The organism is Phytohabitans houttuyneae, assembly GCF_011764425.1.
Lineage (GTDB): Bacteria > Actinomycetota > Actinomycetes > Mycobacteriales > Micromonosporaceae > Phytohabitans > Phytohabitans houttuyneae.
This window is the reverse complement of sequence record NZ_BLPF01000003.1, coordinates 354354-379743: the sequence shown is the minus strand read 5'-3', so window position 1 is coordinate 379743 and position 25390 is coordinate 354354. Positions and strand designations below refer to the sequence as shown.

Below are 25390 nucleotides of genomic sequence, written 5' to 3'. Positions count from 1 at the left end.
ACCGGTCAGGACCCGGCCGGAGGCTGGGCCGGCCCGGGCGGTGGCTGGGACACGGTCCGCACCGGACCGGTGTCGTTGAGGACCACCCCGCGGAACGTCCCCAGGTCGGCGTCGGCGTCGGCGTCCGTCCACTCGTCATCGCCGTCGGCGGCGGCGTCATCGCTCCCGTGCGGGTCCGAAGCCATCTGACCCTTGTACCACAACCGCGCATCGACGGTCATCCGCCGGACTATGGGCGGCCGCGCTGCCGCTCAGCCGCAGCAGCGGCGGTGTGAGGAGGGCAAGTCCGGCGCCGAGCGCGGCGACGGCGAGCATGGCGCCGCGCAGCCCGACCGCGTCGGACCACAGTCCAACGTAGACCGGCCCGGCGAGGAAGCCCAGGTACGAGACGGTGGTGACGATCGAGGTGGCGCGGCCGCGGTGGGACTCCTCGACGCCGCGCGAGACGATGCCGACGAGCGTGGGAAAGAGCACGGCGGTGCCGGCCGCGGCCACCGCGAGGCCCAGGGCCGCGATGAGCAGGGTGGGCGCGGCCGCGATCACGAGCGCGCCCGCCGCCGCGGCCAGGGCACCGGCCAGCAGCACGGTACGGGCACGCGCGGCGCCCAGGCCGCCGACGGCGAACCTGGTGACCGCGACGGTACCCGCGAACACCGCGGGCGCGACGGCGCTGAGCCCGGTGCCGGCGTGCAGTACCTGGTGCGCGAAGACGGCGCTCCAGCTCTGGTGCGCGTTTTCGCTGGCGAACGCGAGCGCGCCCAGCACGCCGACGAGCAGCAGCGGGACGATCCAGCGCCCAGCCGGTGGCGCGTCGCCCTCGCGCCGCTCGGCGGTCCCGCCGGCTGGCAGGGTCTCGCGCACGGCGACGCCGGCGGGCAGGGTCTCGCGCAGCGCGGCACCGGCGGGCAGGGTCTTGCGCAGGGCTCCGGCGGCCAGCAGCGAGACGGCGGCCACGGCGGCGAACGGGAGGGCCAGGGGCAGCGCGGCGGCCGACGCCAGGCCGGTGGCGAGGCTGGCGACGACCACGAGGCTGGAGAAGACGCCGTGGGCGCGGGTGATGACCGGCCGGCCGGCGGCGGCCTCGGCGCGTCCGGCGACCGCGTTCATGGCCACGTCGGCCGCGCCGCTGGTGGCGCCGACGAGCGCGAGCCCGGCGCAGAGGCTGGCCAGGCCGACCGCGGTGAACGCGAGTGCCGCGCCGGCCACGCCGAGGGCGCCGATGGCCGCGGCCGCGACCGTGAGGCCCCAGCGGTCCAGGGCCCGCCCGGCAAGCAGCATCGCGGGCAGGGCGCCGGCGCCGATGAACAGCAGCGCGAATCCGAGCTGGCCGTCGCCGATGCCGGCCTGCTGCTGGACCCGGGGCACGGAGGCGCCCCACACGCCCCAGAAGGAGCCGAAGGCGGCGAACGCCACGTACGCCGAGACGACCATGCGCGTCATGCTGTGTAACGATACACAGACTATGGTGGCATCGTGAAGCGGGTGACCCTGGCGCAGGTGGCCGAGCTGGCCGGGGTGTCGGTGATGACCGCGTCGTACACGTACAACCGGCCCGGCCGGGTCTCCGACCAGGCCCGCTCCAAGGTGCTCGCGGCGGCGGCCCAGCTCGGGTACGCCGGACCCGACGCCAGCGCCCGGTCCCTGCGCCGCGGCAGCACCCGCACGGTCGGCGTCGTGCTCGGCGAGCACCTCAGCTACGCCTTCGACGACCCCGAGGCGGTGTCGTTCATGGCCGGGATCGCCGACGTCTGCGCGGACCGGGGCTTCGGCATGACCATCCTGCCGATCACCGGCGCCGCCGACGACATCCAGCGGATCACCGATGCCGCGGTGGACGGGTTCATCGTCTGGACCACATCGGACGACGACCCGATCCTCCCGGCCATCCAGGCGCTGAAGCGGCCCGCGGTGATCCACGGTGGACCGTCGGTCCGCGGGATGGGCCTGGTGACCATCGACAACCGCGCGGCGGCCGCCGCGGTGGGCGCGGCCGCGTTCAAGGACGCGCGGCGCCCGGCCGTGGTGAGCTTTCCGCTGTCGCGCGACAGGTTCAGCGGCGTGCTGCCCGGCGCCGACCTGCCCGAGCCCCTGTTTCCGGTGACCCGCGAGCGCCTGGCCGGCTACCGGCAGGCGGCCGAGGCCGCGGGCATCGCCTGGCGCGACGTGCCGGTCGCGGTGTGCGCGCACAACGACGCCGCCGAGGCCGAGCGGATGGCCGCGACCCTGCTGACCTCGGCCGACCCGCCCGACGCGATCGCCGCGATGGGCGACCAGCAGGCGGCCGGCGTCATCCGGGCCGCCCGCACGGCCGGCCGCGCCATCCCCGGCGACCTGGCCGTGACCGGCTGGGACGACGCGGCGGTCGCGGCGCAGCTCGGGCTGACCACCGTCGCGCAGTCGCTGCGCGAGCAGGGCGCGGCGTGCGCGCAGGCCGCGCTCGGCGAGAAGCCGCCGTCCCGGACCGCGCCGTGGTCCATCGTGCACCGCACCAGCACCCGCCCCTGACGCCGACCGCGCCGGATCTCCGACCGTGGGCTCGCACGGTCGCGGCCGGTCCCCGTGACGGCGGCAGGACGACCTCCAGCCCGGGCGCGGCAGGCGGGCCAGGCGACGCCCGGGCTGGCCAGACAGGCTCCAGCCAGCCCTGACCAGCGACCCCCGGCCGGGCGCGGCAGGCGGGTCAAAGCGACGGCCCGGCGGGTCAGGCGGGCTGGAGCCGGTCCGCCAGGCGGTGCAGGGTCAGCGCGGCCCGGCGCCGCACGCGCCGGCGCGGCGGGGGTCGGTCGGCGACCGTCGGGGCGCCGGGCAGGGCGGAGTGTGCGGCATCGCTGGACATTCCAAGCGCCAGCCGGGCAAAGGCCACCTCAGGCAACATGATGACGATCTCCTCTCTCGTGCCACCAGCTAAACTCATTATGGTAGTGGCGTACCCGTCGCGCCACCGACAAAACATCTTTCAGCGGTTGGAGGTAGCGGTGCTGACGAGTCGTTGGGGTGGCTGGCTCTGCCTCGACTTCGCAAACATCGTGGAAGCACGCGCGGCGGCGGCGCCCGAAGAGCACCTCCACACCTACGGGGAGCTGCTGTGGTGGGGCGCCGACACCGGCGTCCTGGACGAGGAGCGCGCCGCGCGGCTGGGCGAGCTGGCCGACGCGAAGCCCCGGGCGGCGGCCGCGGCGCTGGACCGCGCCATCCACCTGCGCGAGGGCGTGTTCCGCACCTTTCACCACGCGGCCCGCGCACTGCCGCCGCCGGCGGACGACCTCGCCGCCATCCACGACCGCTACGCCGACGGCATCCGCCACGCCGAGCTGGACTGGACCCGCGAGCCGCCGGCCTGGACCTGGGCCGACGCACACCTCGACCAGCCGGCCTGGGCGGTCGCGGCGTCCGCGGTCGAGCTGGCCACCCACGGCCCCCTGCACCGCGTGAAGACCTGCGCCGCGGAGGAAGGCTGCGCGGGCCTGTTCGTCGACACGACGAAGAACAACAGCCGCCGCTGGTGCGAGATGGAGGGCTGCGGCAACGAGGTCAAGTTTCGCCGCCAGACCGACCGCCGCCGGGCGGCGCGCAGGCGGCAGCCGCCCCGGGCACGCTGAAATACACCGGATCGTTCAGGCGACGCGGTTTCCGTTCTCCAGGTATGCGGTGACGCCACCGGCCACCGCGTCCAGCGCCGCGGCGGCCCGCCGAGCCAGCAGCGGTGAGAGCCGCTGCCGCGCCTCGGGCGGCGTCGACCACGCCCAGCCGCGCAGCTCATCGGCGGGCAGGCGGATCCCCGCGGCATCGGTCGGGTCGAGGAGACCGCCGTCGTAGACGAACATGACCCCCTCGGTCCGGCCGGCGCGCGGCGGCACCCAGTCCACCACCAGCAGCCGGCCGGGCGTGACCGTCAGGTCGAGCTCTTCCTTCAGCTCGCGCACTGCCGCGTCGTACGGCGACTCGTCGGCGTCCACGGCACCACCGGGCAGCTCCCAGTCGTCCTTGTACGCCGGCTCCACCAGCAGGGTCCGGTCGCCGCCGTCGCGGAGCAGGACGGCCGAAGCCATCCGTTTACGCGGCAGCGCGGCGGTGTAGTCCTCCCCCGGCGAGCTCACCAGGGGAGGCTAACCGGCTCAGCTCCGCGACAGCGCCAGGACGAACACGAACCGGCTCAGCTCCGCGACAGCGTCAAGGCGAACACGAACCGCGGCTCAGCTCTGCGACAGCGCCAGCACGAACACGAAGACGAACCAGAGCACGCCCAGCGCGGTGAACGCGATGCCCAGCCAGAAGCCCGCCTTCGCCAGGCCCATGCCTTCCTGGCCGGTGTCGCGGATCTGCCGCTTCGCGATCGCGCCGAACACGATGCCCAGCGGCGAGAAGACGAAGGCGAAGATCAGGGCGAGGACCGCCATCACGTTTGTGCTGCCCACCGTGCCCGCCTGCGAAGCCGGCGGGTTCGCGTGCGTTGCCATGATTCCTCCGGACCATCGACGTTGATGGCCACCCATGTACCCACGATCGGGGAAACACATTCGACCGGTTCCCGCCGGTCGTGCACGATCTTGACTCGTGAAGGGCCTGCTGCGCCGGATGGCGCTCGACGTCACGCCGCTGCGCACCTCGCGGGACTACCGGCTGCTGTTCGCCGCCGGCGGTGTGTCGGGCTTCGGCTCCTTCATCACCTACGTGACCATCCCCTTCCAGGTCTACGCGCTCACCGACGACCCCCTGCTGGTCGGCCTGCTCGGCGTCTGCGAGCTTGTACCGCTGCTGTTCATGGCCTTCGTCGGCGGCGCGCTGGCCGACTACCTCGACCGGCGCGCGCTGGTCCTCGGCGCGGAGGTCGCGTTCACCGCGCTCTGCGGCGTGCTGCTGGTCAACGCGCTGCTGGACAGCCCTCACCTGTGGCTGCTCTACGTGGTCGCCGGGCTCACCGCGGCCATCGACGGCATCCAGCGGCCGGCGATGGAAGGGCTCACCCCGCGGGTGGTCACGCCCGAGCAGATACCGGCGGCCAGCGCGCTCAACGGCCTGCGCATGCAGATCGCCCAACTCGCCGGCCCGGCCATCGCCGGCCTGCTGATCGCCTCGATCGACATGGCCTGGGTGTACGCGGTCGACCTCGCCACGTTCGCGTTCTCGCTGGTCTGCCTCGCTCTGGTCCGGGCCGTGCCACCGCCACCGGACGCCGAGCGCCCCTCGCTGCGGTCGGTGGCCACCGGCCTGCGTTACGCGCGCAGCCGGCCCGAACTGCTCGGCACGTACCTGGTGGACATCAACGCGATGTTCTTCGGGATGCCGCAGGCGCTCTACCCGTTCATGGCCGGCAAGCTGGGCGGCCCGGCGGTGCTCGGCCTGCTCTACGCGGCGCCCGCGGTCGGCTCACTGCTGGCGACGGTGACCTCCGGCTGGACCGGGCGGGTGCACCGGCACGGCCTGATGGTCGTGATCGCCGCCGGCCTGTGGGGCGTGGGCATCATCGGCTTCGGGCTGGCCAACTGGCTGTGGCTGGCCCTGCTCTGCCTGGCCTTCGCCGGCGCCGCCGACATGGTCTCCGGCATCTTCCGGATGACCATCTGGAACCAGACCATCCCCGACCACCTGCGCGGCCGCCTGGCCGGCATCGAGATGATCTCGTGGGCCACCGGGCCGCTGCTCGGCCAGCTCCGCTCCGGCGTGGCCGCCCGCTACATGGGCATCGGCGGCTCGATCATCTCCGGCGGCGTCCTCTGCGTGGTCGGCACGCTCGCGCTGGCCGCCGCGCTGCCCGCCTTCCTGCGCTACGACGGCCGCGACGGGCTCGCCAGGAAGCAGGCGGCAGACGAGGAGTGGGCCGCCCGCGCCGCGTCCAGGACGGGCGCCTGAAAGATCCAGATCAAGCAGGGAGCTGCCGCGACGCCCGTCGTGGTCCGAACCGTTCCTCCCGGGGCCTCACCGTCCGCCGCCGGTCACGGTCGGGGCGCTGGCTCCGCTCGGGGCCGCGCGGCGCCGGCCCCTCACGGATCGTGAACGTTTACCGCCCCTGCAGGGGCAGCCCCGGTCCACGATCACCCGCAAGACCTTGGCGCGCGGAGGTGGCAGCGGAGGTCGGGGATCTCGGCGAGCGCTGGCGAGCCGCCGACCGCAGCGGTCTCCGGCGGGAGCGACGGTCCGCCGCTGACGCGGACCCGGGCAATCATCTGCCGGACGCTCGCGGGAAATGCGGTGGCCATCGGCGCAACGAGCCGGTACCCATGGTGCCGTGGAGTATCGGGGGGCGGGCGTACGCGACATCGAGGCGATCGCGGCGATCCACGCGGAAGGCTGGCGCACCAACTACCGCGGCGCCTACTCGGACGCGTTTCTCGACGAGGAGGTCTTCGACGACCGGCTCGCCGTCTGGACCGCGCGCCTGACAAGGCCGCACCCGCTGCACGAGACCGTCGTCGCCGAGTCGGGCGGCCGGATCGTCGGGTTCGTCCACACGGTCCTCGACCGCGACCCGGTGTGGGGCACCCTGCTGGACAACCTGCATGTGCTGCCGGACGCGCAGCGCCGCGGCGTGGGCACCGGGCTGATGGCCCGCTCGGCGGCGACCGCGCTGGCCCGCGGCTCCCACCAGCGGCTGTACCTCATGGTCCTGCGACAGAACACGGCCGCGCAGGCGTTCTACACCGCGCGCGGGGGTGAGTGCGTCGGCAGTGAGGTCGCCGAGCCGGCCGGTGGCGGCCGCATCGTCGGGCTGCGGTACGCCTGGTCGGACCCGTCCGTGCTGCTACTTCACGGCGCCGCTCGTGATGCCTGAGATGATCCTGCGCTGGGCGACCGCGAAGACGGCGACGAGCGGCAGGCTCATGACGAGGACGTACGCGAAGAGGAGGTGACAGTCGTTGAGGTAGAGGCCGGCGCTGGAGACCCGGAAGAGGTTGAGCGGCAAGGTGTCCAGATCGCGGGCCTGGGTACGGATACGCCGGGCATCGAAGCGGTCATACGGACGCCCGAGCCACGGCATGAACCGCGGATCGGGCTGCCAGCCGACCGCCTCGTCGGGAGTCAAAATCAATCTGGCTCTCAGCTCTGCGCCACCCCGGCAGATGGCTCTGTTCACCTTCCGTTCACGTGCGCCCTCTAGGCCCGCCACCTCGGTACCCCATGGTGGTTTCCCATGACCGAGACACCCACTCCCCAGGGGCACCGGACGGCCTGGATTGTGATGGTGATGTGTGCCGCGATCGCCGCTGTGGCAACGGTTTGCGCCGCGACGGTGACGGCCGTCGCGTCGATCCTGACAGCGGTCTTGACGTGAGGACGCCGTGGTGCCGGCCAGCGTCGCGGCGGGAGTGCGGTCGACTCGCGCACGATCAGGCGGGCGCGGCCAGCGCGGGCTCGGACGGCCCCACGGCGCGACGGCGGCCGGGCAGGCCCGGCCCAGCGCGACGAAGTCCATCCGCACGGTGGTCAGCGCCGCACGCCGACCGCCAGCCCCCGTTGAGCCGCGCCGCCTCCTCGATGCCGCGCAGCGTCGAGGCGTACCGGGTCAAAGACCCGGTGCGGTCGGGCGCGTGTAGCGGTGCTTCACGCCCGGCGGGAAGTGCTCGGGGTCGCCGGCCGGGCGCAGCTCGACCAGCGGCATCTGGAAGGCGGCCGGCACGTAGTTGGCGAACTCGCTGTTCAGGCGCAGCAGCTCGGCGCGGATCGACTCGGCGGCGGCCCGCTGCCGGTCCGGGGTCGCCGCCACGCTCGGCGCGAGCTCGACGACGACCGACAGGTGGCGGTCGCGGTCGGCGTCCTCGACGCTGCTGAGCACGAACTTTCCGGTCACCCAGTCACGGACGCCGGGCCGCTCCAGGCCGACGGTGACGTTTTCCGGGTAGATGTTGGCGCCGAAGAACGAGACGGTGAACAGCGAGCGCCCGAAGACGTACACGAACGGCTGGGCAAGCGGCGGGCGTACCCCTGCGGCGGCCAGCTCGCTGGCGGGGTCGAAGCCGTGGTCGCGGCAGAAGGCGAGCATCCGGTCGTGCGGCACCAGGCCGCCCTCGTCCGCGATGTGGTACCGGACCAGCGGCACCGCGCCGTCGCCGGTGAACAGCAGCGTGCCGCCGTCGGTCTCGAAGTAGCGGGCCGCCGGGTCGTACTGCGCGAGCGTCGGCAGCCGCGACTCGCCGAACAGCTCCCGCCCGGCGTCGGGGTGGTCGGCGAGAAAGCGGCGGATCCGGGCGCTCAGCGGTGTCTCGTTGGCCAGCACGCCGGCGTCGGCGGTGCCGTAGAGGGAGGCGGCGTCCGCGTACGGGCGGTTCATGCCGGCGCGCTCGGCCATCAGGTCGCGCCACTGCTCGCTGAACACCTCGCCGGCCAGCACCAGCTTGATCCGCAGCCGCCGCCAGTCCAGGCCCGCGGCGAGGCCGGCGTCGACCACGTTCTTGACGAACGGCGGGTAGCCCAGCAGCGCCACCTGGTCGTAGTGCGGCCCCAGCTCGGCCACCACGCGCAGGATCTCCTCGACGTTGTTGCCGGGCGTGGCGACGGTGATCGGGTAGCCCTTCGCGGCCAGGTGCCGGCAGCACGCCGCGGTGTACATGCCGCCGACCCAGCTGCCGAGCGCGAAGCAGACGACGGCGAGCGTGCTGCGCCCGTCAGCCTCGAAGCCGTCCCGGAAGACCTGCTCGAAGCGGGCCGCGACGAGCCGCTCGTCCAGCACCGACCTCGGCCACACGGTGGGCCGGCCCGAGGACCCGGAGGAGACCGCCACCATGTCGCAGGCGTCGAGGCGACCGCCGCGGCAGCGCTCCGGCAGCGGGTACCGCTCGTGGTAGTCCGCCTTGGTCATCAGCGGCAGCCGGCCGAAGCTCTCGGCGTCGCGCACCGCCGCCGGGTCGACGCCGCGCGCGGCCAGGAAGGCGCGGTACGCCGGCACGGTCGCGGCCGCCTCGTGGAAGAGCGCGAGCGCCGCCGCGGGGCCGGCGTCCGGGCCGGAGGACGCCGGCGCCTCGTAGAACGCCCGCAGCCCGTCGAGCACCCGCGCCGGCCGTCCCGTGTCCATCACCGCTGCCTCCCGCGACCTCCGGTGCCCGCGCCGCCGGCACCGTCCGTGAGAGGTCAGCCGCCGACGCGCAGCACCTGGACACCGTACGCGGGAAGCTCCACGGTGGTCACCGGCGCGCCGGTGTCGAGCGCGCTGAGGGTGGCGCCGCCCGCGACGTCCGGCGTGATGGCCAGCGGCTCGCCGGCCTGGCTGACAAGCCACACGAACCGGGCGCCGTCGGCCCGGTCGAGAAGGTCGACGAGCACCCGCGGGTCGCCGGCGCGGACGGCCGGGCGGATCCCGGCGTGCTCGGCGAGCGCGGCGTAGAGCCGCCAGGTCTGTTCGGGGTTGACCTGCGGTGTGGCGGCGGCCATCGCCTCGAACGGGTACGTGCTCAGGATCAGCGCGCCCTTGCCGGTGGCGCGCCGCAGCAGCGCGGGCCGGCCCTCGGCGTCTGTGGCGAGCACCTGCGCCTCGACCGGCTCGACCGGCAGGAACGCCCGCTGGTGCGGGTTGCCGCCGGCGGCGAACGTCAGGGTCGTGCCGGCGGCCAGCGAACCGAGGTCACCGCGCATGGTGATCTCGACGGTGTCGGTGGTGATCCGGTCGACGATCCCGTACCGCAGCTTGTGGCGGACGCCGAAGATCGCGTTGAGCCCGGCGTACCAGGGGCCGCGCTGGTTGTCGGTGCCGCCCGGGCAGTACGAGACGTAGACGGTCGCGCCCGCGTGGGCGAGGGCTTCCAGGCGCCGCCAGCCCGGTCCGGTCAGCTGCTTGGCCGAGGGCAGCAGGTAGAGCCGGCAGTCGTCGCCGATCCCCTCGCTCTCGCGCACGATCGCGGCCGGCGTGCCGGCTTCCCGGGCGGTGAGGTACGCCTGCTCGATCGCGGCCAGCGCGGCGGTCTGGTCGCGCTCGTCGGTGAACGGGTGGGCGCTGTCGACGTGCGCCGGCACGACGAGGCCGACCTCGGCGTCCGCGCGCGTGCAGCGGGCGATGTCCACAGTGTCCAGAACGGCGCGGAAGTCGGCCAGCTCGCGCAGGGCGGTCTTCGGCGTGCCGTTGCTGTCGGTCACGCCGAAGTGCAGCTCGAACGGATGGTGCGAGTACGGCGGCTCGTCGAGCAGGTCGTCGAAGTCGGTGTTGTTCCACGCGACCCAGCCGGTCGAGCCGGCCAGCAGCGAGTTGTGCAGGATCTGCCGGTACCAGTGGCCGAGGTTCTCCTCGGAGACGAAGTCGGTGGACGCGCCGAACTCCTCCAGCACGACCGGCTTGCCGGCCACGGCGGCCAGCTCGCACAGGAACGCCGCGCGCAGGTGCTGGCGCACCTCGTCGTCGCCCATCGGGTACACGTGCGGGCCCACCCAGTCGACCAGCGGGCCGAGGTCGCGCAGCCGGTACCCGCTGGCGACGCCGGTCGTCTCGATCGTCCAGGCGCCGTCGCCGATCGACACCGGCTGGTGGGCGCCGCCGGCGCGCAGGCCCTGGATGAGCAGCTGGGCCCAGGTGGTCACCTCGGGCACGGTGCCGGTGCCGCCGTACAGCGGCATCTCGTTTGACAGCAGCCATCCGGCGACGGCCGGGTGGGCGGCGAAGCGCCGGGCCACCTGCTCGGCGAACCACGCCTGCCGGCCGACGAACCACACGTCGCCGTACAGGTCGCGGCCGCCGCGCCAGGCCGGATCCCAGTTCTCGCCGGACATGTGGCCGACGATGAGCGTGGGCACGGTCCGCATGCCGATGGCCTCGTGCCGGTCCAAGAAGTCGGCGAACCGGTCGAGCAGCGCCTCGTCGAGGGTGTCCGGGGTGGGCATGAAGTCGGGCCAGAAGAAGAACGAGCGGGTCATGGTGAGGCCGTGGTCGGCCAGCACCTGCAGTTCCTTCGCCACCGTCTGGGCGTCGTAGCGCGGCCACATGCGCGGCCCGCCGATCCGCGACCAGAAGTTGACCCCGAGCCAGACGCGGTCGGCGGGAGGCATGGCGAAGGGGCGGCGCATTGATGGGCTCCTTGACGGCCGGCGAGGTGCGGACGGGCCGATGACATCACCGAACCGGTTCAGTGTCAACCTCGGTTGCAGCATGGCAACGCTCGCCCAAACGGCTCTTGACGGCCGCGATCCACGATGTTTCAGTGACGTTACTTACCCGGTTCAGTTCCCATCTGGACATGTCGATCAATCGCAGGCCTCAGCATCAAGCTGGAGGAGGGGATATGACAAGCCGGTTGCGGTACCTGGCAGCACTGCTGGCGGTCGGACTGGTGGCGACGTCGTGCACCGGCGAGGACGGGTCGTCCGGCGGCGGCCAGTACCCGCGCAACGAGACCCTCTACACGAGCGGCAACGCCTGGGAGCCGCCCACGAACTGGAACCCCATCGTGCCCGGCATCGCCACCGGCACGCAGGGCCTGGTGTACGAGCCGCTGTTCCTGTTCAACCCCGAGACGCTCAAGCTCGACCCGTGGCTGGCCGAAAAGGGCGAGTGGGCCGCGGACAACAAGACGTACACGATCACGCTGCGCGAAGGCGTGAAGTGGAGCGACGGCAAGGACTTCACCGCCGAGGACGTCAAATACACCACCGAGCTCGGCAAGATCAAGGCCGTGCCGTTCAGCAACCTGTGGAACTACCTGTCCAGTGTGGACGCCGTGGACGCCCGCACGGTGCGCTACACCTTCTCCGACCCGCGCGTGCAGGAGTTCGAAAACTTCCTCTACGACCGGATGATCCTGCCCAAGCACATCTGGCAGTCCCGGTCCGAGCAGGACCTCACCACCCACAAGAACGAGAAGCCGATCGGCACCGGCCCGTACGTGTACCAGACCCACGCCCAGGACCGCATGGTGTGGAAGAAGCGGGACGGCTGGTGGGCCGAGAAGGCGCTCAACCTCGAGGTCAAGCCCACCTACGTGGTCGACATCGTCAACTCCAGCAACGAGGTGGCGCTCGGCCTGCTCACCTCCGGCCGGCTCGACCTGAGCAACAACTTCCTGCCCGGCGTGACCAACCTGGTCAAGGGCGACTTCAAGATCAAGACGTTCTACCCCGAGCCGCCGTACATGCTCTCGGCCAACACGGCGATGCTCATCCCGAACACCAAGAAGGCGCCGCTGAACGACAAGGCGTTCCGCCGCGCGCTCGCCCAGTCGATCGACACCAAGAAGATCGTCGAGGGCGTCTACAGCAACATCGTCAAGGCGGTCAACCCGACCGGGCTGCTGCCGGTGTTCGACCAGTACGTCGACCAAAGCGTGGCCAGCCAGTCCGGCTTCACGTACGACACCAACGCGGCCAAGTCCACGCTGTCCGGCGCGGGCTACCGGGACACCAACGGCGACGGCAAGGTCGAGGCGCCCGGCGGCAAGGCGATCAGCCTCAAGCTCATCGTCCCGTCCGGCTGGACCGACTGGATGGAGGCGGCCCGGGTGATCGCCGAGGGCGCGCAGGCGGCCGGCATCAACGTGACCGCCGAGTTCCCGGACGCGGCGGCGCTGGACGACGCCCGTACCCGCGGCACGTTCGACCTGCTGCTGAACAACTGGACCCAGGTCAGCAACACGCCGTGGACCTACTACAACTACCTGTTCCAGCTGCCGGTGCAGCAGGACCAGTTCAGCGCGAACTTCGAGCGGTACGAGAACCCGCAGGCCTGGAACCTCGTGCAGCAGCTGGCCCGCACGCCGAGCGACGACCCCGCCTACAAGGCGACGATCGGCGAGCTGCAGAAGATCCACCTGACCGAGCTGCCGGCGATTCCCCTCTGGTACAACGGCATGTGGGCCCAGTACAGCGAGTCCGTCTGGACCAACTGGCCCTCCTCGGCACCCGGCGCGCCCAAGCACTTCCCGTGCACCTGGAACGACATCTGGGAGCTGGGCGCGGTCAAGATGCTCACCCAGATCCGGCCCGTCGCGAGCAAGTAGACCGCAGATGGTCAAGTAGACCGCAGATGGTCAAAGTAGACCGCAGATGGTCAAAGTAGACCGCAGATGGTAGAGGAGGGCGCGCGTGGGCCGGTACTTCGCCAGGAAGGTAGCGATCTACCTGCTGACGTTCTACGTGGCGGTGACGATCAACTGGATCATCCCCCGGTTCATGCCGGGGGACCCGGTGCTCCGGATGCTGACCCGCCAGTCAGTGGCCAACCCGGAGGCGGTCGCGCCGATGCGCGAGTACTACAACAACGTGTTCGGCCTGGACGTGCCGCTGTGGCGGCAGTACCTGAACTACTGGGCCGAGCTGTTGCAGGGCAACATGGGCATCAGCGTGTGGCTCTTTCCGGCCCCGGTCACCGAGGTGATCATGGGTGCGGTCCCGTACACGCTCGCCCTCCTCATCCCGTCCATCCTGCTGAGCTGGTACGCCGGCAACAAGGTCGGCGCGCTGGCCGCCCGCCGCAAGTGGCTCGACAACAGCGTCCTGCCCCTGGGGTACGCGCTGACCGCGACGCCGTACATGTGGCTGGCGATCCTGCTGGCCTGGAGCCTGGCGATCGTGGCCGGCATCTTCCCGGTCTCCGGCGGGTACGCCTTCGACCTGGAGCCGTCCTGGTCGCTGACGTTCCTGAACAGCCTGCTCCAGCACTGGTTCCTGCCATTCCTGTCGCTGTTCCTGGTGGCGTTCGGCGGCTGGGCGATCGGCATGCGCAACCTCATCATCTACGAGCTCGAAGCCGACTACGCCAACTACCTGGAGGCCCTGGGCGCCCCGCGCCGGCTGATCCGGCGGTACGCCTTCCGCAACGCGCTGCTCCCCAGCTGACCGGCCTGGCGTTGCAGCTGGGCGTGCTGGTGGCCGGCGCGCTGGTGACCGAGATCGTGTTCGGCTACCCGGGCCTGGGCCGGCTGATCCTGCAGGCCATCCAGAACCAGGACTTCTTCCTGCTGCAGGGCGCGTTCCTGTTCATCGTGATCGGCGTCCTGCTGGCCAACTTCGTCATCGACATCGTCTACGTCCTGGTCGACCCGCGGACCCGGACCGGCATGCAAGGTGGTGCCGCATGACCGACATCAATCCCGAATCCGACGTCGTCGCCGCACCCTCGGTGCCGGTGGCCACCGCGGTCGGCGGCGAGCCGGCCGGCCGCCGCCGGGTCCGCGACGGGCTCCACTTCGCGCTGCGCAACAAGAAGGTCGTCGGCGGGTCCGCGGTCATCCTCGCGTTCCTGGCCGTCGGCCTTGTCGCGCCGCTGTTCTTCGACTACGGGCACGGCGAGTACGTCGGGCCGCCGAGCGCGCCGCCGTCGGCCGACTACTGGTTCGGCACCACGACGTTCGGGCAGAACGTCTTCCTGCAGTTCGCGCACGGGATCCGGTCGACGTTCCTGGTCGGGCTGCTCGGCGGCGCGCTGGCCGCCCTCATCGGCATGACGATCGGCTTCATGGCCGGCTACTTCGGCGGGCTCGTCGACGAGTTCCTCAACATGCTCACCAACATCGTGCTGGTGCTGCCCGCACTCGCCGTGCTGATCATCCTGCACACGTACATCGGGATCACCAGCGTCCCGTCCCAGGCGCTGTTCATCGGCCTGTTCTCCTGGCCGTGGGTGGCCCGGGCGGTACGCGCGCAGACGTTCTCGCTGCGCAACCGCGACTTCGTCGACCTGGCCCGGCTCAGCGGGATGAGCTCGGGCGCGATCATCCGCCGCGAGATCGCGCCGAACATGAGCTCCTACCTGTTCATGACGTTCATCCTGCTCTTCGGCGGCGCGGTACTCTTCGCGGCCACGCTGGACTTCATCGGCCTCGGCCCCACCGGGAGCGTGTCGCTCGGGCTGATGATGAACAACGCCGTGCACTGGAGCGCCCTGCAGCTGGGACTGTGGTGGTGGTTCATCCCGCCCGGGCTCGGGATCACCGTGATCGTGGGCGCGCTGTACATCATGAACGTCGGCCTCGACGAGGTGTTCAACCCGAAGCTGAGGGAGATGTAGATGGCGTTGCGGGTCGACAACCTGCGGGTCCACTACCGGACCCTGCGCGGCGACGTGAAGGCCCTCGACGGCGTGACGTTCACGGTCGCGGACGGCGAGATCATGGGGCTGGCCGGCGAGTCCGGCTGCGGCAAGTCCACATTGGGCAAGAGCCTGATCCGGCTGGACGCCCGCATGCGGCACGTCGACGGAACGGTCACGCTCGACGGCGAGCGGTTGCCGATCGCCGACGACGACGCGATGAACGCGTACCGGTTCGGCAAGGTCTCGCTCATCCCGCAGTACGCGATGAGCGCGCTCAACCCCACCCGCAAGATCGGCAAGATGATCGCCGAGCTGCTGGCCGCGCGCGGGGTCGACTACAAGGCGGTGCGCCCGGAGCTGGAACGCCGCCTCGACCTCGTCGGCCTCTCCCCCGCGGTGCTCGGCAACTATCCGATCGAGCTGTCCGGCGGGATGAAGCAGCGCGCGGTCATGGTGCTGTCCACATTGCTCGATCCGCGGCTGCTCGTGGCGGATGAGGTCACCTCGGCGCTGGACGTGTCGACCCAGCGGGCGGTGGCGCAGACACTCGTGGAGTTCCGCGACCGCGGCTTCGTCAGCAGCATGATCGTGGTCACGCACGACATCTCGCTGGTGTACCAGATCGCCGACACCATCATGGTCATGTACGCCGGGAAGCTGGCCGAGAAGGCGCCCGCCGACACCGTCGTACACGCGCCGCGGCACCCGTACACCCAGATGCTCATCTCGTCCCTGCCCGAGGTCGGCGTCCGGTACGCGGACAACCGGCTGACCGGCATCCCCGGCCGCCCGCCCGGGCTGCTCAACCCACCGGCCGGCTGCCGCTTCCGGGACCGGTGCCCGCTCGCCTTCGACCGGTGCGCGGAGGAGCCGCCGTTCGTCGAGGTCGACAAGGACCACCACGTCGCCTGCTGGAAGGCCCAATGAGCATGCTGACACTGGACCGCGTGTGGAAGTCGTACCGGGTCGGCGCGTTCGGCGGCAGGGAGCTGACCGCGGTGCGCGACGCGAGCTTCGCCGTCCGGCCCGGCGAGCTCGTCTCGCTCATCGGCGAGAGCGGCAGCGGCAAGACCACGATCGGCCGGATGGCGCTGCGCCTGACGCCGGTCTCCAAGGGCGCCATCACCTACGACGGCCAGGACGTGTCCGCGCTCACCGGCCGCGGGCTCGCCGGGTACTACCGGAACGTGCAGGGCGTCTTCCAGGACCCGTTCAGCAGCTACAACCCGATCTTCAAGGCCGACCGGGTGCTGCACACGATCCGGTCCGGCCTCTTCCCGGAGGTGGGCGCCGCCGAGTGGCGCAAGCGGGTCGACGCCGCGCTGGAGTCGGTGCGGCTGGACCCGCGGCAGGTGCTCGACAAGTACCCGCACCAGCTCAGCGGCGGCCAGCTGCAGCGGATGCTGATCGCGCGGGCGCTGCTGCTCGACATCCGGCTGCTCATCGCCGACGAGATCATCAGCATGCTCGACGCCTCCACCCGCATCGACGTGCTCAACCTGCTCGGCGACCTCAAGGCCCGCGGCCTGGGCATCCTGTTCATCACCCACGACCTGTCGCTCGGCCACTACATCAGCGACCGCGCGGTGATCCTGCGCCGCGGAGTGGTCGTCGAGATGGGCCCGACCGGGAAGGTGTTCGGCGAGCCCCTGCACCCATACACCCGGACGCTGCTGTCGTCGGTGCCGCAGCTGCACACCAAGTGGGAGCGCACGCCGGCCGGGCCGGTCGCCGGCGCCGAGCGGTGCGTGTACCACGAACTGCGCCCGGACGAGCCCTGCGAGCCCGGCGGCCCGCCCGCGCTGGCGAGCGCGGACGGCGATCATCTCGTGGGCTGCGCCCGGCTCGACTGACCAGACTGGACAGAACCGTCTGACCGGCCAATATGGGGCGTTGACGTGCGTCGCTACGGTGGCGGCGTGCTCGGAATAGAACCCTCCCGCCTCGGCGTCGACCTTGGCACGACGCACACCGTCGCCGCACTCGCGGTGCAGGGTGCGCGCGTGCAGCAGCTGCTTTTCGATTCCAGCCCGCTGCTCTCCTCCGCGGTGTACGCCGAGGTGGGCCGCCCGCTGATCGCCGGGCGTGACGCGGAGCGGGCGGCGCGCATCGACCCCACCCGCTTCGAGCCCAACCCGAAGCGTCGGATAGACGACGGCAACGTGCTGCTGGGCGACCGGGAGCTGCCGGTCGCCGAGCTGCTGGCCGCGATCCTCCGGCGGGTGGCGGAGGAGGCCGCCCGGGTCGGTGGCGGTTCGCCGGGCTCGACCGTGCTCACCTACCCGGCAAACTGGGCGACCACCCGCCGCGGCGTGCTCGCGGACGCCGCGCAGCGGGCCGGCCTGCGGTCGCTGACCCTGGTGCCGGAGCCGATCGCCGCGGCGGCCTACTTCACCACCGTGCTCGGCCGGCCGGTGCCGCCCGGCGCCGGGCTGGTCGTCTACGACCTGGGCGCCGGCACGTTCGACACCAGCGTGCTGCGCCGCCGCCCCGACCAGGGGTGGGAGGTGCTGGCCAGCGAGGGCGTCGACGTCGGCGGACTCGACCTCGACGCCGAGGTCGTCGCGGTCGTGGGTGAGGCGATGACCGCGCGTGACGCCGCGCAGTGGGCCCGGCTCACCGACTCCGGCGACGAGGGCGTGCGCCGCATGCGGCGCGCGCTGTGGGACGACGCGCGGGCCGCCAAGGAGCAGCTGTCCCGGGCGCCGTCCGCGGCCGTGCACGTGCCGCTGTTCGACACGCACGCGCACGTGACGCGGGAGCAGTTCGAGGCGCGGGCCCGGCCGTGGCTGGCCCGCACGGTGGAGCTGACCGCGGTCGCGGTGGCCCGCGCGGGGCTGGCCCCCGGCCAGATCGCCGGGCTGTTCCTGGTCGGCGGGTCGAGCCGGATCCCGCTGGTCAGCACGATGCTGCACCAGCGCCTCGGCGTGCCGCCGACGGTGATCGAGCAGCCGGAGCTGGTGGTGGCGCTGGGCAGCCTCTCGGCCGTGCCGGGCGGACCGCCGGTCCCGGCGCCGCCGCGCATGTCGCCCGCGCCGGGTTACCCCGCGCCGCCGCCGTCACCGGCGTCGGCGCCCCCGGCCACCCCGATGTCTCCGGCCGCCGCGATGCCGGTGTCGGGCACCCCGGTGTCCGCCAGCCCGGGGTCCGGCAGCCCGATCTCCGCACCGCCCGGCGGTGGCGCGCCCACGTCCGGGCCGCCGATGCCGCTGTGGCCCGACCCGGTCGGGCCGGCGTACAAGCCCGGCACCCCGCGCCGCGGGCGCAGCCGGCTCGGTCTGGGCATCGCCGCCGCGGCGGCGGCCGTGCTGCTGCTCTCGGTCGGCGGCGTCACGACCTACCAGCTGCTGTCCGAGGAGGACCCGACCGGCAACGGCAACCGCGGCAGCTCCAGCGGCAACCCCACGAGCAGCCCCAACAGCCTCACCATCGGGCAGAAGCCGCAGGAAAACACCGACCCTGGTGCCCCCAGCAGACCGCGAAGATCGACAAGACCGTCTGGTACGGCGGCCGCAAGATCACCTTCGGCGAAGCGACCTACAACGCCGCGCAGGACCCGCCGCTGCTGGTCAAGACGGCGATGGAAAACCTGACCAACCGCCCGGTGTACCCCGGCATCGACATGTCCCTCAGCATCGACGGCCAGAGCTTCCAGGGCAGCCCCCAGGGTTCGGAGTCGGTGCCGGCCAACGCCAAGAGCAACGTGACCTTCGGCTTCCGCGTCCAGGACGCGCCGTCGCAGCTGTCCGCCGGGGTGCTGACCGTCGGCGGGGGCGGCGAGCTCAAGGCGGTGGTGCCGTTCAGCGACGGGGCCGGCACTTTCGTCTCGCTGGAGCCCAAGCCGGTGGTGACCAACCAGACCGTGCGGGCCGGCGCGCTGTCGATGACGGTCACGACCTGCGAGATCCGCGCCGACAACGTCAAGGCCGGCCAGCAGGTCAAGGACGGCCAGCGGTTCCTTGCGTGCGTGGCCGACATCAAGTACCACGGCGCCGACGACCGGCCGGGCGGGCAGAACATCGACGACACCAACTTCCGCCTGCGCCTGCCGGACAAGCAGACCGTGGAGGCGCCGACCGACGCCCCCATCGACCTGCTCAACCCCAACGAGGTGGGCAAGGGTCAGTACCTGGTGTTCACGCTGACCTGGCCGGCACCCGGCGAGTACGCCCTGCAGCTGCTCGACCTCGGCTGGCTCAACCACGACGACCCGTCGCCGGCCAGGACCAAGGACATCCCGTTCACCCTCGCGCCCTGACCGGCGACCTCGACCACTACGCGCGGCGGGTGAACGTGGCCTCCCAGTTGACCTCCCACGTCTGCCCGCCGTCCGTGGAAAACGCCTGCTCCCACCGCGGGTGCGGGGTGTCGACTGCGGACCACCGGTAGCGCACCCGGATCGGGGTGCCCTCCCACGTGTCGTCGCACTCGAAGACGCCCACCCCGTCCTCGAACCGGCCGACCACCGGCACGTCCAGCTGCCCGCCGCTGGCGGCCGAAGCCCACCAGATCCGCCAGACCTTCTCGTCCGGGCTGTACAGGCGCAGGGTCAGCCCTTCCATGCCCCGCTCGGGCGCGCGGAGCACGTCGAAGACGCCGTTGCCGTCCAGATACACCTGGCAGTCGAGCGTGGCGTCGAACTCGTACCACTCGTCACTGCCGACAAGTACCTTGCTGAGCCGGCGCTGGCGGCTGTCCCAGCTGCCGATGAGGAAGTCGAAATCGGTGTTCGTCATGCGCGCACGCTAGGCGCACCTACCTGACATCTTGTGTCAGGTCTGCGGGCGGACCCCGGAGAAGACCGCGGTCAGCTGCCGGCGGGAGGCGATGCCGAGCTTCCGGAAGACCTTGCGCAGATGGTAGTCGACGGTGGCGGCGCTGATGAACAGCTGCGCGGCGACCTCGGCGTTGGTGGCGCCGGCCGCCGCGAGCCGGGCGACCGCGTGCTCCTGGGCGGTGAGCGCGGTGGCCGCGCCGGCCGTCCGGCGGTCCAGGCTCTCGCCGGTCGCGGTCAGCTCCTGGGCGGCGCGCGCCGCGAACGCGGTGGCGCCGATCTCGTCGAAACTCGCCAGGGCGATGCGCAGGTGGTCGCGGGCGTCCCGGCGGCGCTTGCGGCGGCGCAGCCACTCGCCGTAGAGCAGGTGGGCCCACGCGTGGTCGGTGCGCGCCGGGGTGCCGGCGAGCGTGGCGACGGCCCGCTGGAAGTGCGGCTCCGCCTCGTCCGCGGGCGCGAGCAGGGCCTGCGACCGGGCCAGCAGTCCGCGTGCCCACGGTGTGCCGCTGGCGTCGGCGCGGGAGGCCAGCGTTCGCAGGGTCGACGCCGCCAGCACGCGATCACCGGAGCGGGCCGCCGCCTCGACGAGGTGCGGAAGCAGGCGCGAGTGCACACCGACGGTGTCGGACTCGACGAGCCGGTGCGCGACCGCGCGGGCCTTGGCGTAGTCACCGTGGCCGAGGGCCAGGACGAGGTGGCCGATGCCGCCGATCGACTCGACCGCGCCGATACCGAGCCAGGTGGCGGCCTGGATCGACCCGTCGAAGATCTCGGGCAGCCCGTCCCGGTCGGCACGCCAGGCCAGCAGCTCCGGGTGCCGGTAGATCGCCCACACCTCGTCGGTCGCGCCCATCGCCGCGCGGATCTCGTGGCCGTCGGCGACGAGGTCCTCGGCGGCGGCCAGGTTGCCCAGGTTTGTCTCGGCCATCGTCGCGCAGTAGAGGGCGCTGTCGAGCTGCCAGAGCGCGCCGGTGCGGCGGGCGACCTCGGACGCCCGCCGGATCACCGCGCGGTGAAGCTCGGCGTCCCACAGCATCATGCTCAGCGTCACCGCCGGCAGGTAGCCACGCAGCACGTCGTCGTCGGCGGTCTCCGGGTCGACGATGTACGCGCAGGCCCGGCGGATATCGGGCACGGCCTGCTCGTACCCGCCCTGCACGAGAGTGCGGTAGGCGCGCAGGATCAGGTCCGGGCCGGTGTCCGGCCCCGCGTCGCCCACCACCTCCTTGATCATCTGGCCGATCTCGCCGGGCGTGGTACCGGCGATGCGGTGCTCGGCGGTGATCGCCCGGTCGATCGCCCTCAGCAGCGCGTCGCGGGCCCGGTCCGGCGCCTGCTGGCCGAACATCTGTGCCGCGCTCACGTGCATCGCCGACGCCTGCGCGAACGAGCCTTCCACGCCGAGCGCGATCAGTGCGCCGGCGCGGACCATGAGGGCTCGCCCGCGCCCCACGGCGTCGCGCGGATCGGCGGTCTCGGCCAGCGTCCGCGCCTGCAGCGGCGCTCCCGCCCGGAAGGCGGCCTCGGCGGCGCCGAGCTGGCGGGCGGCACGGGCCGGCCCGTTCGCGGTGAGCTCGACCGCCCGGGCCAGGAACGCCGCGCGGGCCGCGTAGCCGCCGCGGGCACCGGCCCGGTCCGCCATCTCCTCCAGGGCGGACGCGGCGCTCTCGTCGACGCCGGCGCACGCCTCGGCCAGGTGCCAGGCGCGGCGGTCGCCGTCGCCGGGCCGGATGGTCACGGCGGCGAGTGCGGCGTGCGCGCGTCGGCGCTCGGCGCCCGACGCCGCCCCGTACACGGCGGAGCGGACCAGCGGGTGGCGAAACCGCGTGCGTGCCCGGAGCACCACCAGCCCCGCCTCCTCCGCGGGCCCGCTGGCGTCGGCGCCGATCCCCAGCTCCGTCGCCGCGGCGGCCACGTATCCGAGGTCGCCGGCCGGCTCGGCCGCGGCCAGCAGCAGCCACTGGCGGGCCGGCTCGGGCAACCCGCGCACCTGCCGCTGGTAGTGCTCCTCGAGCCGGCTGCCGACCGGCAGCGGATCGGCCAGCGAACGCGCACCGGCCAGCTGGTCGGCCGACAGTTCCCGCGCCAGGTCGATCAGCGCGAGCGGGTTGCCGCCCGTCGCGGCCACGATGCGCGCCGCGACCCGGGGGTCGATCTGGCCCGCCGCCGACGACCGCAGCAGCTCCAGCGCGTCCGGCTCGTCCAGGCCGCCGATCTCGGCCACGGGCAGGCCGGCCAGCCCGTCGAACTCGCCCCGCGCGGCGAAGACCATGCCGATGCCCTCGGCGTGCAGGCGCCGCCCGACGAACGCCAGCACCTCGACCGACTCGGCGTCCAGCCACTGCGTGTCGTCCACGCAGCACAGCAGCGGCCCGCCCGCGGCCGCCTCGGCCAGCAGCGTCAGTGCCGAGAGCCCGACCAGGAACCGGTCCGGCGGCGGCCCTTCGGCCAGCCCGCACGCCACGCGCAGCGCCCGGTCCTGCGCCTCGGGCAGCTTCCGGACGCCGTCCAGAAACGGGATCAGCAGCCGGTGCAGCGCCGCGTACGGAAAACCGGCCTCCGCCTCGAGGCCGGCCACCCGGACGACCCGCACCCCGGCGGCCCGACCGGCGGCATGCTCCAGCAGGGCGGTCTTGCCGACGCCCGCATCGCCGCGCAGCACCAGCACCCCGCTGATCCCGTCTGCCAGCCCGGCGACGAGCCGGTCCAGCCGTGCGCGCTCAGCGGCCCGACCCGTCAACCCCATCCGCCAGGCCCTTTCCCGCGCACGACCGCACGCACACCGTAGACCGGCGGTCGCGGCCGGCGAAGCGGCCATCCGGTCGAAGGTTTCAGCGGGTCGTCCGGGTCAGGACCTGGTCACACACCACAGTCCATAGTGGACAGTGATACCGGGGTTACCTGCCCGCGCCGTCCCGCCCGGGCCAGGTGCCGAAGCGGACCTCGCCGAGCGTCGCTTCCGCACCGGGAAGCAGCGTGCGCTCACCGACCTCGGCGCCGAAGTAGCGCGCCTGCGGGTCGGTGACCACCTCGCGCGGATCGCCGCGGAAGGCCAGCGCCTCGCGGAAGAACCTGTCCATCCGGAACTGCTCCGGCCCGGCCACCTCGACCATCCCCTTGACCGGGGAGCCCACCGCGGTCCGGCCCACCGCCTGCGCGACCTCGTCGCTCACGATCGGCTGGAACAGCACCGGCGCGAACCGGACGCTGTCCCCCTCGGCGGCCGCATCCGCCATGGCCTTCACAAACTCGAAGAACTGCGTGGCGCGCACGATCGAGTACGGAACCGCCCCGTCCTCGATCAGCTTCTCCTGGGCGGCCTTGGCCCGGAAGTAGCCGCTCTGCTGCAGCCGCTCGGTGCCCACCACCGACAGCGCCACGTGGTGCCCGACACTCGCCGCGGCCTCGGCCGCCAGCAGGTTGCGGGTGGAGGTCGTAAAGAACTCCAGCACCGCCGCGTCCTCGAACGACGGCGAGTTCGACACGTCGACCACCACGTCCGCGCCGGCCAGCGCCTCGGCGAGCCCTTCGCCGGTGAGCGCGTTGACGCCGGTGTTCGGCGCCGCCGCCACCGCCTCGTGGCCGTGCTCACCGAGCCTGGCCACGACCTTCGACCCGATCAGGCCGGTACCGCCGATAACCACAACCTTCATGACAAACCTCCGTGTCCGCCGGGCGTCGGTCGCTCCCGTGTACCAGCGAGGACCGGACAGCCCTCCGGCTTGTGACAGCCCGCGCGAGGTTTTCCCACCCGAAGGCCGGGCAACCGGCGCCAGCCGGTCAGCCCGGCGCGGAGATCGCCGCGAGCTTCGCCGGGTTCACCATCCACAGCACCTGGTCGACGCCCTCGGCGCAGGCGCTGACCGTGAGCACGGCGAGCGTTGTGCCCTCGCGGCTCAGCACGGCGGCAGCCTGCCCGTTCGCGCTGACCCACCGCACCTCCACACCGTCCCAGAACCAGCCGGAGATCGTGGCCAGAAACCGCGACACGCGCGGCACGCCCACCACCGGCCGCCGGGACACCTGGTACGCGCCGTTGCCGTCGGACAGGCTCGTCACGTCGGCGGCCAACAGCCGCTCCAGCGCGCCCAGGTCGCCGGAACGGGCGGCCGCGATGAACGTCCCCAGCAGCTCCTTCTGCGCCTCGGCGCTCGCCGGCGTGCGCCGCTCCCGGGTCACGTGCTTGCGCGCCCGGCTGACCAACTGGCGCACGGCCGGCTCGCTCACCCGCAGGATGTCGGCGATCTGCGCATACGGGTAGTCGAACGCCTCGCGCAGCACATAGGCGGCGCGCTCGTTGGGGGTGAGCCGTTCCATCAGCAGCAGCGTGGCGAAGGCCAGCGCCTCGCCGCGCTCGGCGCCCAGGTACGGGTCGGCGCTGGTGTCGACCGGCTCGGGCAGCCACGGCCCGATGTACGTCTCGCGCCGCACCCGCGCCGACTGCAGCGCGTTGATGGCCAGCCGGGTGGTGGTGGTCGCCAGGAACGCGCCGGGGTTGACCACCGCGCCGCGGTCGGTCCCCTGCCAGCGCAGCCAGACCTCCTGCACGAGGTCTTCGGCCTCGGCGGCGCTGCTCAGCATGCGGTAGGCGATCCCGAACAGGCGCGGCCGCAGGCTCGTGAAGAGGGCCGCCGCCTCGTCGAGGTCGCCCATGGTCCCGGGCTCACCACTCACCAGCCCATCCTCGCCCGGATGGCTTCGCCGGCCCGCGCCGCCCCTACCCCGGCGGCAGGGCCGGGCGGGTGTCGAGCAGCGTCGCGGCCAGCGCCCGGGCCGGCGGGTCGAGCGCCACGTCCAGGTCGCGAAACACCTTCTGGGCGCGGACGGCCGGCCAGTCCGGCGGCAGGTGCCGCACCGGCAGGCGCGGGTCGCGGCGGATCGCCCGCAGCCACTCGGCCACCAGTGACAGCCGGGCGGCGATCGGGTCGGCGGGCGGCCGACCGCCGTCGCCCCAGCGGGACAGGAACTCCTCGTACCGGGCGGCGAGCCCGTCCAGGTCGTACGCGTCGCGCACCATGCGGTCGACGTCGGTGAGCTCGTCGGCCCGGCACCGGAAGACCCGCACCTGCGCCTCGGCGTCGAGGCCGCCGACGATGTCGCCGACCTCGACGTGGCCGGGCGCGATCCAGAGGCCGCCCTGCAGCGGGCCGAAGCCGGCCCACGCCAGCTGCGAGCGGAGGCCGTGCCGCTCGCGGTGCCACGCGTCGGGCAGCGAGAAGCAGAGCAGCGTCCAGGTGCCGTCCCACCGGTCGTTGACCGCGCCCACCTTCCAGACGCGGTGCTGCCCGTCGTGCAGCAGGGCGACCGACCTCGGGGTGAGCCCGAAGTACATGCGGCGGCCGTCGCGCTGGCGGCGCAGCAGGCCGCGGTTGACCATGCGGGTCAGCGTCGAACGAGCGGCGTGTTCGGAGACGCCGAGCCGGCCCAGCACGTCGATGATGCTGCCGGAGAAGACGCAGACGCCCCGGTCCAGCACGTAGTCGCCGAACAGCATCAGCAGCAGCGACTGAGGGCTGGGCACCGGGCGGCCTCCTCACGGCAACGTAACGACTCAGATGATATTAGGCACATCGTTGACGGCCGCCGCAAGAACGCCTAACTTCAATGTCGAAGCGCAGGCCGAAACAAGATGGCAACACACATCGGCGGTGCGAGTCGGCCGCCCCCACGGCCCG

General features: G+C 72.6%; 24 protein-coding genes and 1 pseudogene. 12 read left to right on the top strand and 13 right to left on the bottom strand.

Features of this window, described 5'->3' with window-relative positions; genetic code table 11:
* Positions 1 to 5 precede the first annotated feature (5 nt).
* Both Phou_RS36755 and Phou_RS36750 read right to left on the bottom strand, forming a co-directional pair.
* Positions 6 to 185, bottom strand: coding sequence for a hypothetical protein (locus tag Phou_RS36755; RefSeq protein ID WP_173065922.1), 180 nt, complete (start codon positions 183 to 185; stop codon positions 6 to 8).
* Positions 157 to 1440 (bottom strand): MFS transporter, encoded by a 1284-nt coding sequence (locus Phou_RS36750; protein ID WP_173065920.1) that lies wholly within the window; start codon positions 1438 to 1440, stop codon positions 157 to 159. The genes Phou_RS36755 and Phou_RS36750 overlap by 29 nt, the downstream gene beginning before the upstream one ends.
* 33 nt (positions 1441 to 1473) lie before the next feature.
* Between Phou_RS36750 and Phou_RS36745 the strand changes: the two genes are divergently transcribed.
* Positions 1474 to 2505: a substrate-binding domain-containing protein gene (locus Phou_RS36745; protein ID WP_218579440.1), complete on the top strand. Its 1032-nt coding sequence runs from the start codon at positions 1474 to 1476 to the stop codon at positions 2503 to 2505.
* A 196-nt stretch (positions 2506 to 2701) separates the two neighbouring features.
* Here the strand turns inward: Phou_RS36745 and Phou_RS36740 are convergent, their stop codons facing one another.
* Positions 2702 to 2875: a hypothetical protein gene (locus tag Phou_RS36740; protein ID WP_173065917.1), complete on the bottom strand. Its 174-nt coding sequence runs from the start codon at positions 2873 to 2875 to the stop codon at positions 2702 to 2704.
* Positions 2876 to 2975: 100 nt separating this feature from the next.
* Between Phou_RS36740 and Phou_RS50725 the strand changes: the two genes are divergently transcribed.
* Positions 2976 to 3599, top strand: a complete 624-nt coding sequence (locus Phou_RS50725; protein ID WP_178134998.1) for a CGNR zinc finger domain-containing protein — start codon at positions 2976 to 2978, stop codon at positions 3597 to 3599.
* Positions 3600 to 3614: 15 nt separating this feature from the next.
* Here the strand turns inward: Phou_RS50725 and Phou_RS36730 are convergent, their stop codons facing one another.
* Positions 3615 to 4097 (bottom strand): NUDIX domain-containing protein, encoded by a 483-nt coding sequence (locus tag Phou_RS36730; protein ID WP_308784719.1) that lies wholly within the window; start codon positions 4095 to 4097, stop codon positions 3615 to 3617.
* A gap of 96 nt (positions 4098 to 4193) precedes the next feature.
* Positions 4194 to 4457, bottom strand: a complete 264-nt coding sequence (locus Phou_RS36725) for a DUF4190 domain-containing protein (RefSeq protein ID WP_218579439.1) — start codon at positions 4455 to 4457, stop codon at positions 4194 to 4196.
* A 97-nt stretch (positions 4458 to 4554) separates the two neighbouring features.
* Between Phou_RS36725 and Phou_RS36720 the strand changes: the two genes are divergently transcribed.
* On the top strand, positions 4555 to 5850 hold the full coding sequence (locus Phou_RS36720) for an MFS transporter (RefSeq protein ID WP_308784718.1): 1296 nt from the start codon (positions 4555 to 4557) through the stop codon (positions 5848 to 5850).
* 376 nt (positions 5851 to 6226) lie between these two features.
* Entirely contained in the window at positions 6227 to 6769 is a 543-nt protein-coding gene (locus Phou_RS36715; protein ID WP_218579438.1) for a GNAT family N-acetyltransferase, read from the top strand.
* Here Phou_RS36715 and Phou_RS53575 read toward each other — a convergent pair.
* Positions 6740 to 7072, bottom strand: a complete 333-nt coding sequence (locus Phou_RS53575; protein WP_246274139.1) for an ABC transporter permease family protein — start codon at positions 7070 to 7072, stop codon at positions 6740 to 6742. The two genes, Phou_RS36715 and Phou_RS53575, sit on opposite strands and share 30 nt — an antisense overlap.
* Positions 7073 to 7129: 57 nt before the next feature.
* Here Phou_RS53575 and Phou_RS36705 point away from each other — a divergent pair, with 57 nt between their 5' ends.
* On the top strand, positions 7130 to 7270 hold the full coding sequence (locus Phou_RS36705) for a hypothetical protein (protein ID WP_173065908.1): 141 nt from the start codon (positions 7130 to 7132) through the stop codon (positions 7268 to 7270).
* Positions 7271 to 7501: 231 nt separating this feature from the next.
* Here the strand turns inward: Phou_RS36705 and Phou_RS36700 are convergent, their stop codons facing one another.
* Together Phou_RS36700 and Phou_RS36695 are read right to left on the bottom strand one after the other, a co-directional pair.
* Entirely contained in the window at positions 7502 to 9007 is a 1506-nt protein-coding gene (locus tag Phou_RS36700) for a phenylacetate--CoA ligase family protein (protein ID WP_173065905.1), read from the bottom strand.
* Positions 9008 to 9063: 56 nt separating this feature from the next.
* Entirely contained in the window at positions 9064 to 10983 is a 1920-nt protein-coding gene (locus Phou_RS36695; RefSeq protein WP_173065902.1) for a cellulase family glycosylhydrolase, read from the bottom strand.
* A 215-nt stretch (positions 10984 to 11198) separates the two neighbouring features.
* Between Phou_RS36695 and Phou_RS36690 the strand changes: the two genes are divergently transcribed.
* The 7 genes and pseudogenes from Phou_RS36690 to Phou_RS36660 all read left to right on the top strand — a co-directional run bounded on the left by Phou_RS36690 (position 11199) and on the right by Phou_RS36660 (position 19199).
* Positions 11199 to 12908 (top strand): ABC transporter substrate-binding protein, encoded by a 1710-nt coding sequence (locus Phou_RS36690; RefSeq protein WP_173065900.1) that lies wholly within the window; start codon positions 11199 to 11201, stop codon positions 12906 to 12908.
* Positions 12909 to 13080: 172 nt separating this feature from the next.
* Positions 13081 to 13988: pseudogene (locus Phou_RS53570) on the top strand (ABC transporter permease).
* The gene (locus Phou_RS36680; RefSeq protein WP_173065897.1) at positions 13985 to 14917 is read left to right on the top strand and encodes an ABC transporter permease; all 933 of its coding nucleotides are present in this window, start codon (positions 13985 to 13987) and stop codon (positions 14915 to 14917) included. Before Phou_RS53570 ends, Phou_RS36680 begins: the two are co-directional and overlap by 4 nt.
* Positions 14918 to 15868 (top strand): ABC transporter ATP-binding protein, encoded by a 951-nt coding sequence (locus tag Phou_RS36675; RefSeq protein ID WP_173065894.1) that lies wholly within the window; start codon positions 14918 to 14920, stop codon positions 15866 to 15868.
* The gene (locus Phou_RS36670; RefSeq protein WP_218579436.1) at positions 15865 to 16794 is read left to right on the top strand and encodes an ABC transporter ATP-binding protein; all 930 of its coding nucleotides are present in this window, start codon (positions 15865 to 15867) and stop codon (positions 16792 to 16794) included. The genes Phou_RS36675 and Phou_RS36670 overlap by 4 nt, the downstream gene beginning before the upstream one ends.
* Before the next feature lie 66 nt (positions 16795 to 16860).
* Positions 16861 to 18534, top strand: coding sequence for an Hsp70 family protein (locus Phou_RS36665; protein WP_173065891.1), 1674 nt, complete (start codon positions 16861 to 16863; stop codon positions 18532 to 18534).
* A complete protein-coding gene (locus Phou_RS36660; protein WP_173065888.1) occupies positions 18522 to 19199 on the top strand; it encodes a DUF4352 domain-containing protein in 678 nt (225 codons plus the stop codon). Before Phou_RS36665 ends, Phou_RS36660 begins: the two co-directional genes overlap by 13 nt.
* Before the next feature lie 16 nt (positions 19200 to 19215).
* On the opposite strand, the gene Phou_RS36655 is transcribed toward Phou_RS36660, so the two are convergent.
* The 5 genes from Phou_RS36655 to Phou_RS36635 all read right to left on the bottom strand — a co-directional run bounded on the left by Phou_RS36655 (position 19216) and on the right by Phou_RS36635 (position 25236).
* Complete coding sequence (locus Phou_RS36655; protein ID WP_173065885.1) at positions 19216 to 19677, bottom strand: hypothetical protein; 462 nt, start codon at positions 19675 to 19677, stop codon at positions 19216 to 19218.
* 36 nt (positions 19678 to 19713) lie between these two features.
* Positions 19714 to 22461 (bottom strand): helix-turn-helix transcriptional regulator, encoded by a 2748-nt coding sequence (locus Phou_RS36650; RefSeq protein ID WP_173065881.1) that lies wholly within the window; start codon positions 22459 to 22461, stop codon positions 19714 to 19716.
* Between the two features lie 151 nt (positions 22462 to 22612).
* Positions 22613 to 23368 carry an SDR family oxidoreductase gene (locus tag Phou_RS36645; protein ID WP_173065877.1) on the bottom strand — a complete coding sequence of 252 codons (756 nt, stop codon included), beginning with the start codon at positions 23366 to 23368 and terminating at the stop codon, positions 22613 to 22615.
* 127 nt (positions 23369 to 23495) lie between these two features.
* Positions 23496 to 24389, bottom strand: a complete 894-nt coding sequence (locus Phou_RS36640; protein ID WP_246274136.1) for an RNA polymerase sigma-70 factor — start codon at positions 24387 to 24389, stop codon at positions 23496 to 23498.
* Positions 24390 to 24432: 43 nt separating this feature from the next.
* Positions 24433 to 25236 (bottom strand): PaaX family transcriptional regulator, encoded by an 804-nt coding sequence (locus Phou_RS36635; protein WP_246274135.1) that lies wholly within the window; start codon positions 25234 to 25236, stop codon positions 24433 to 24435.
* Positions 25237 to 25390 lie beyond the last annotated feature (154 nt).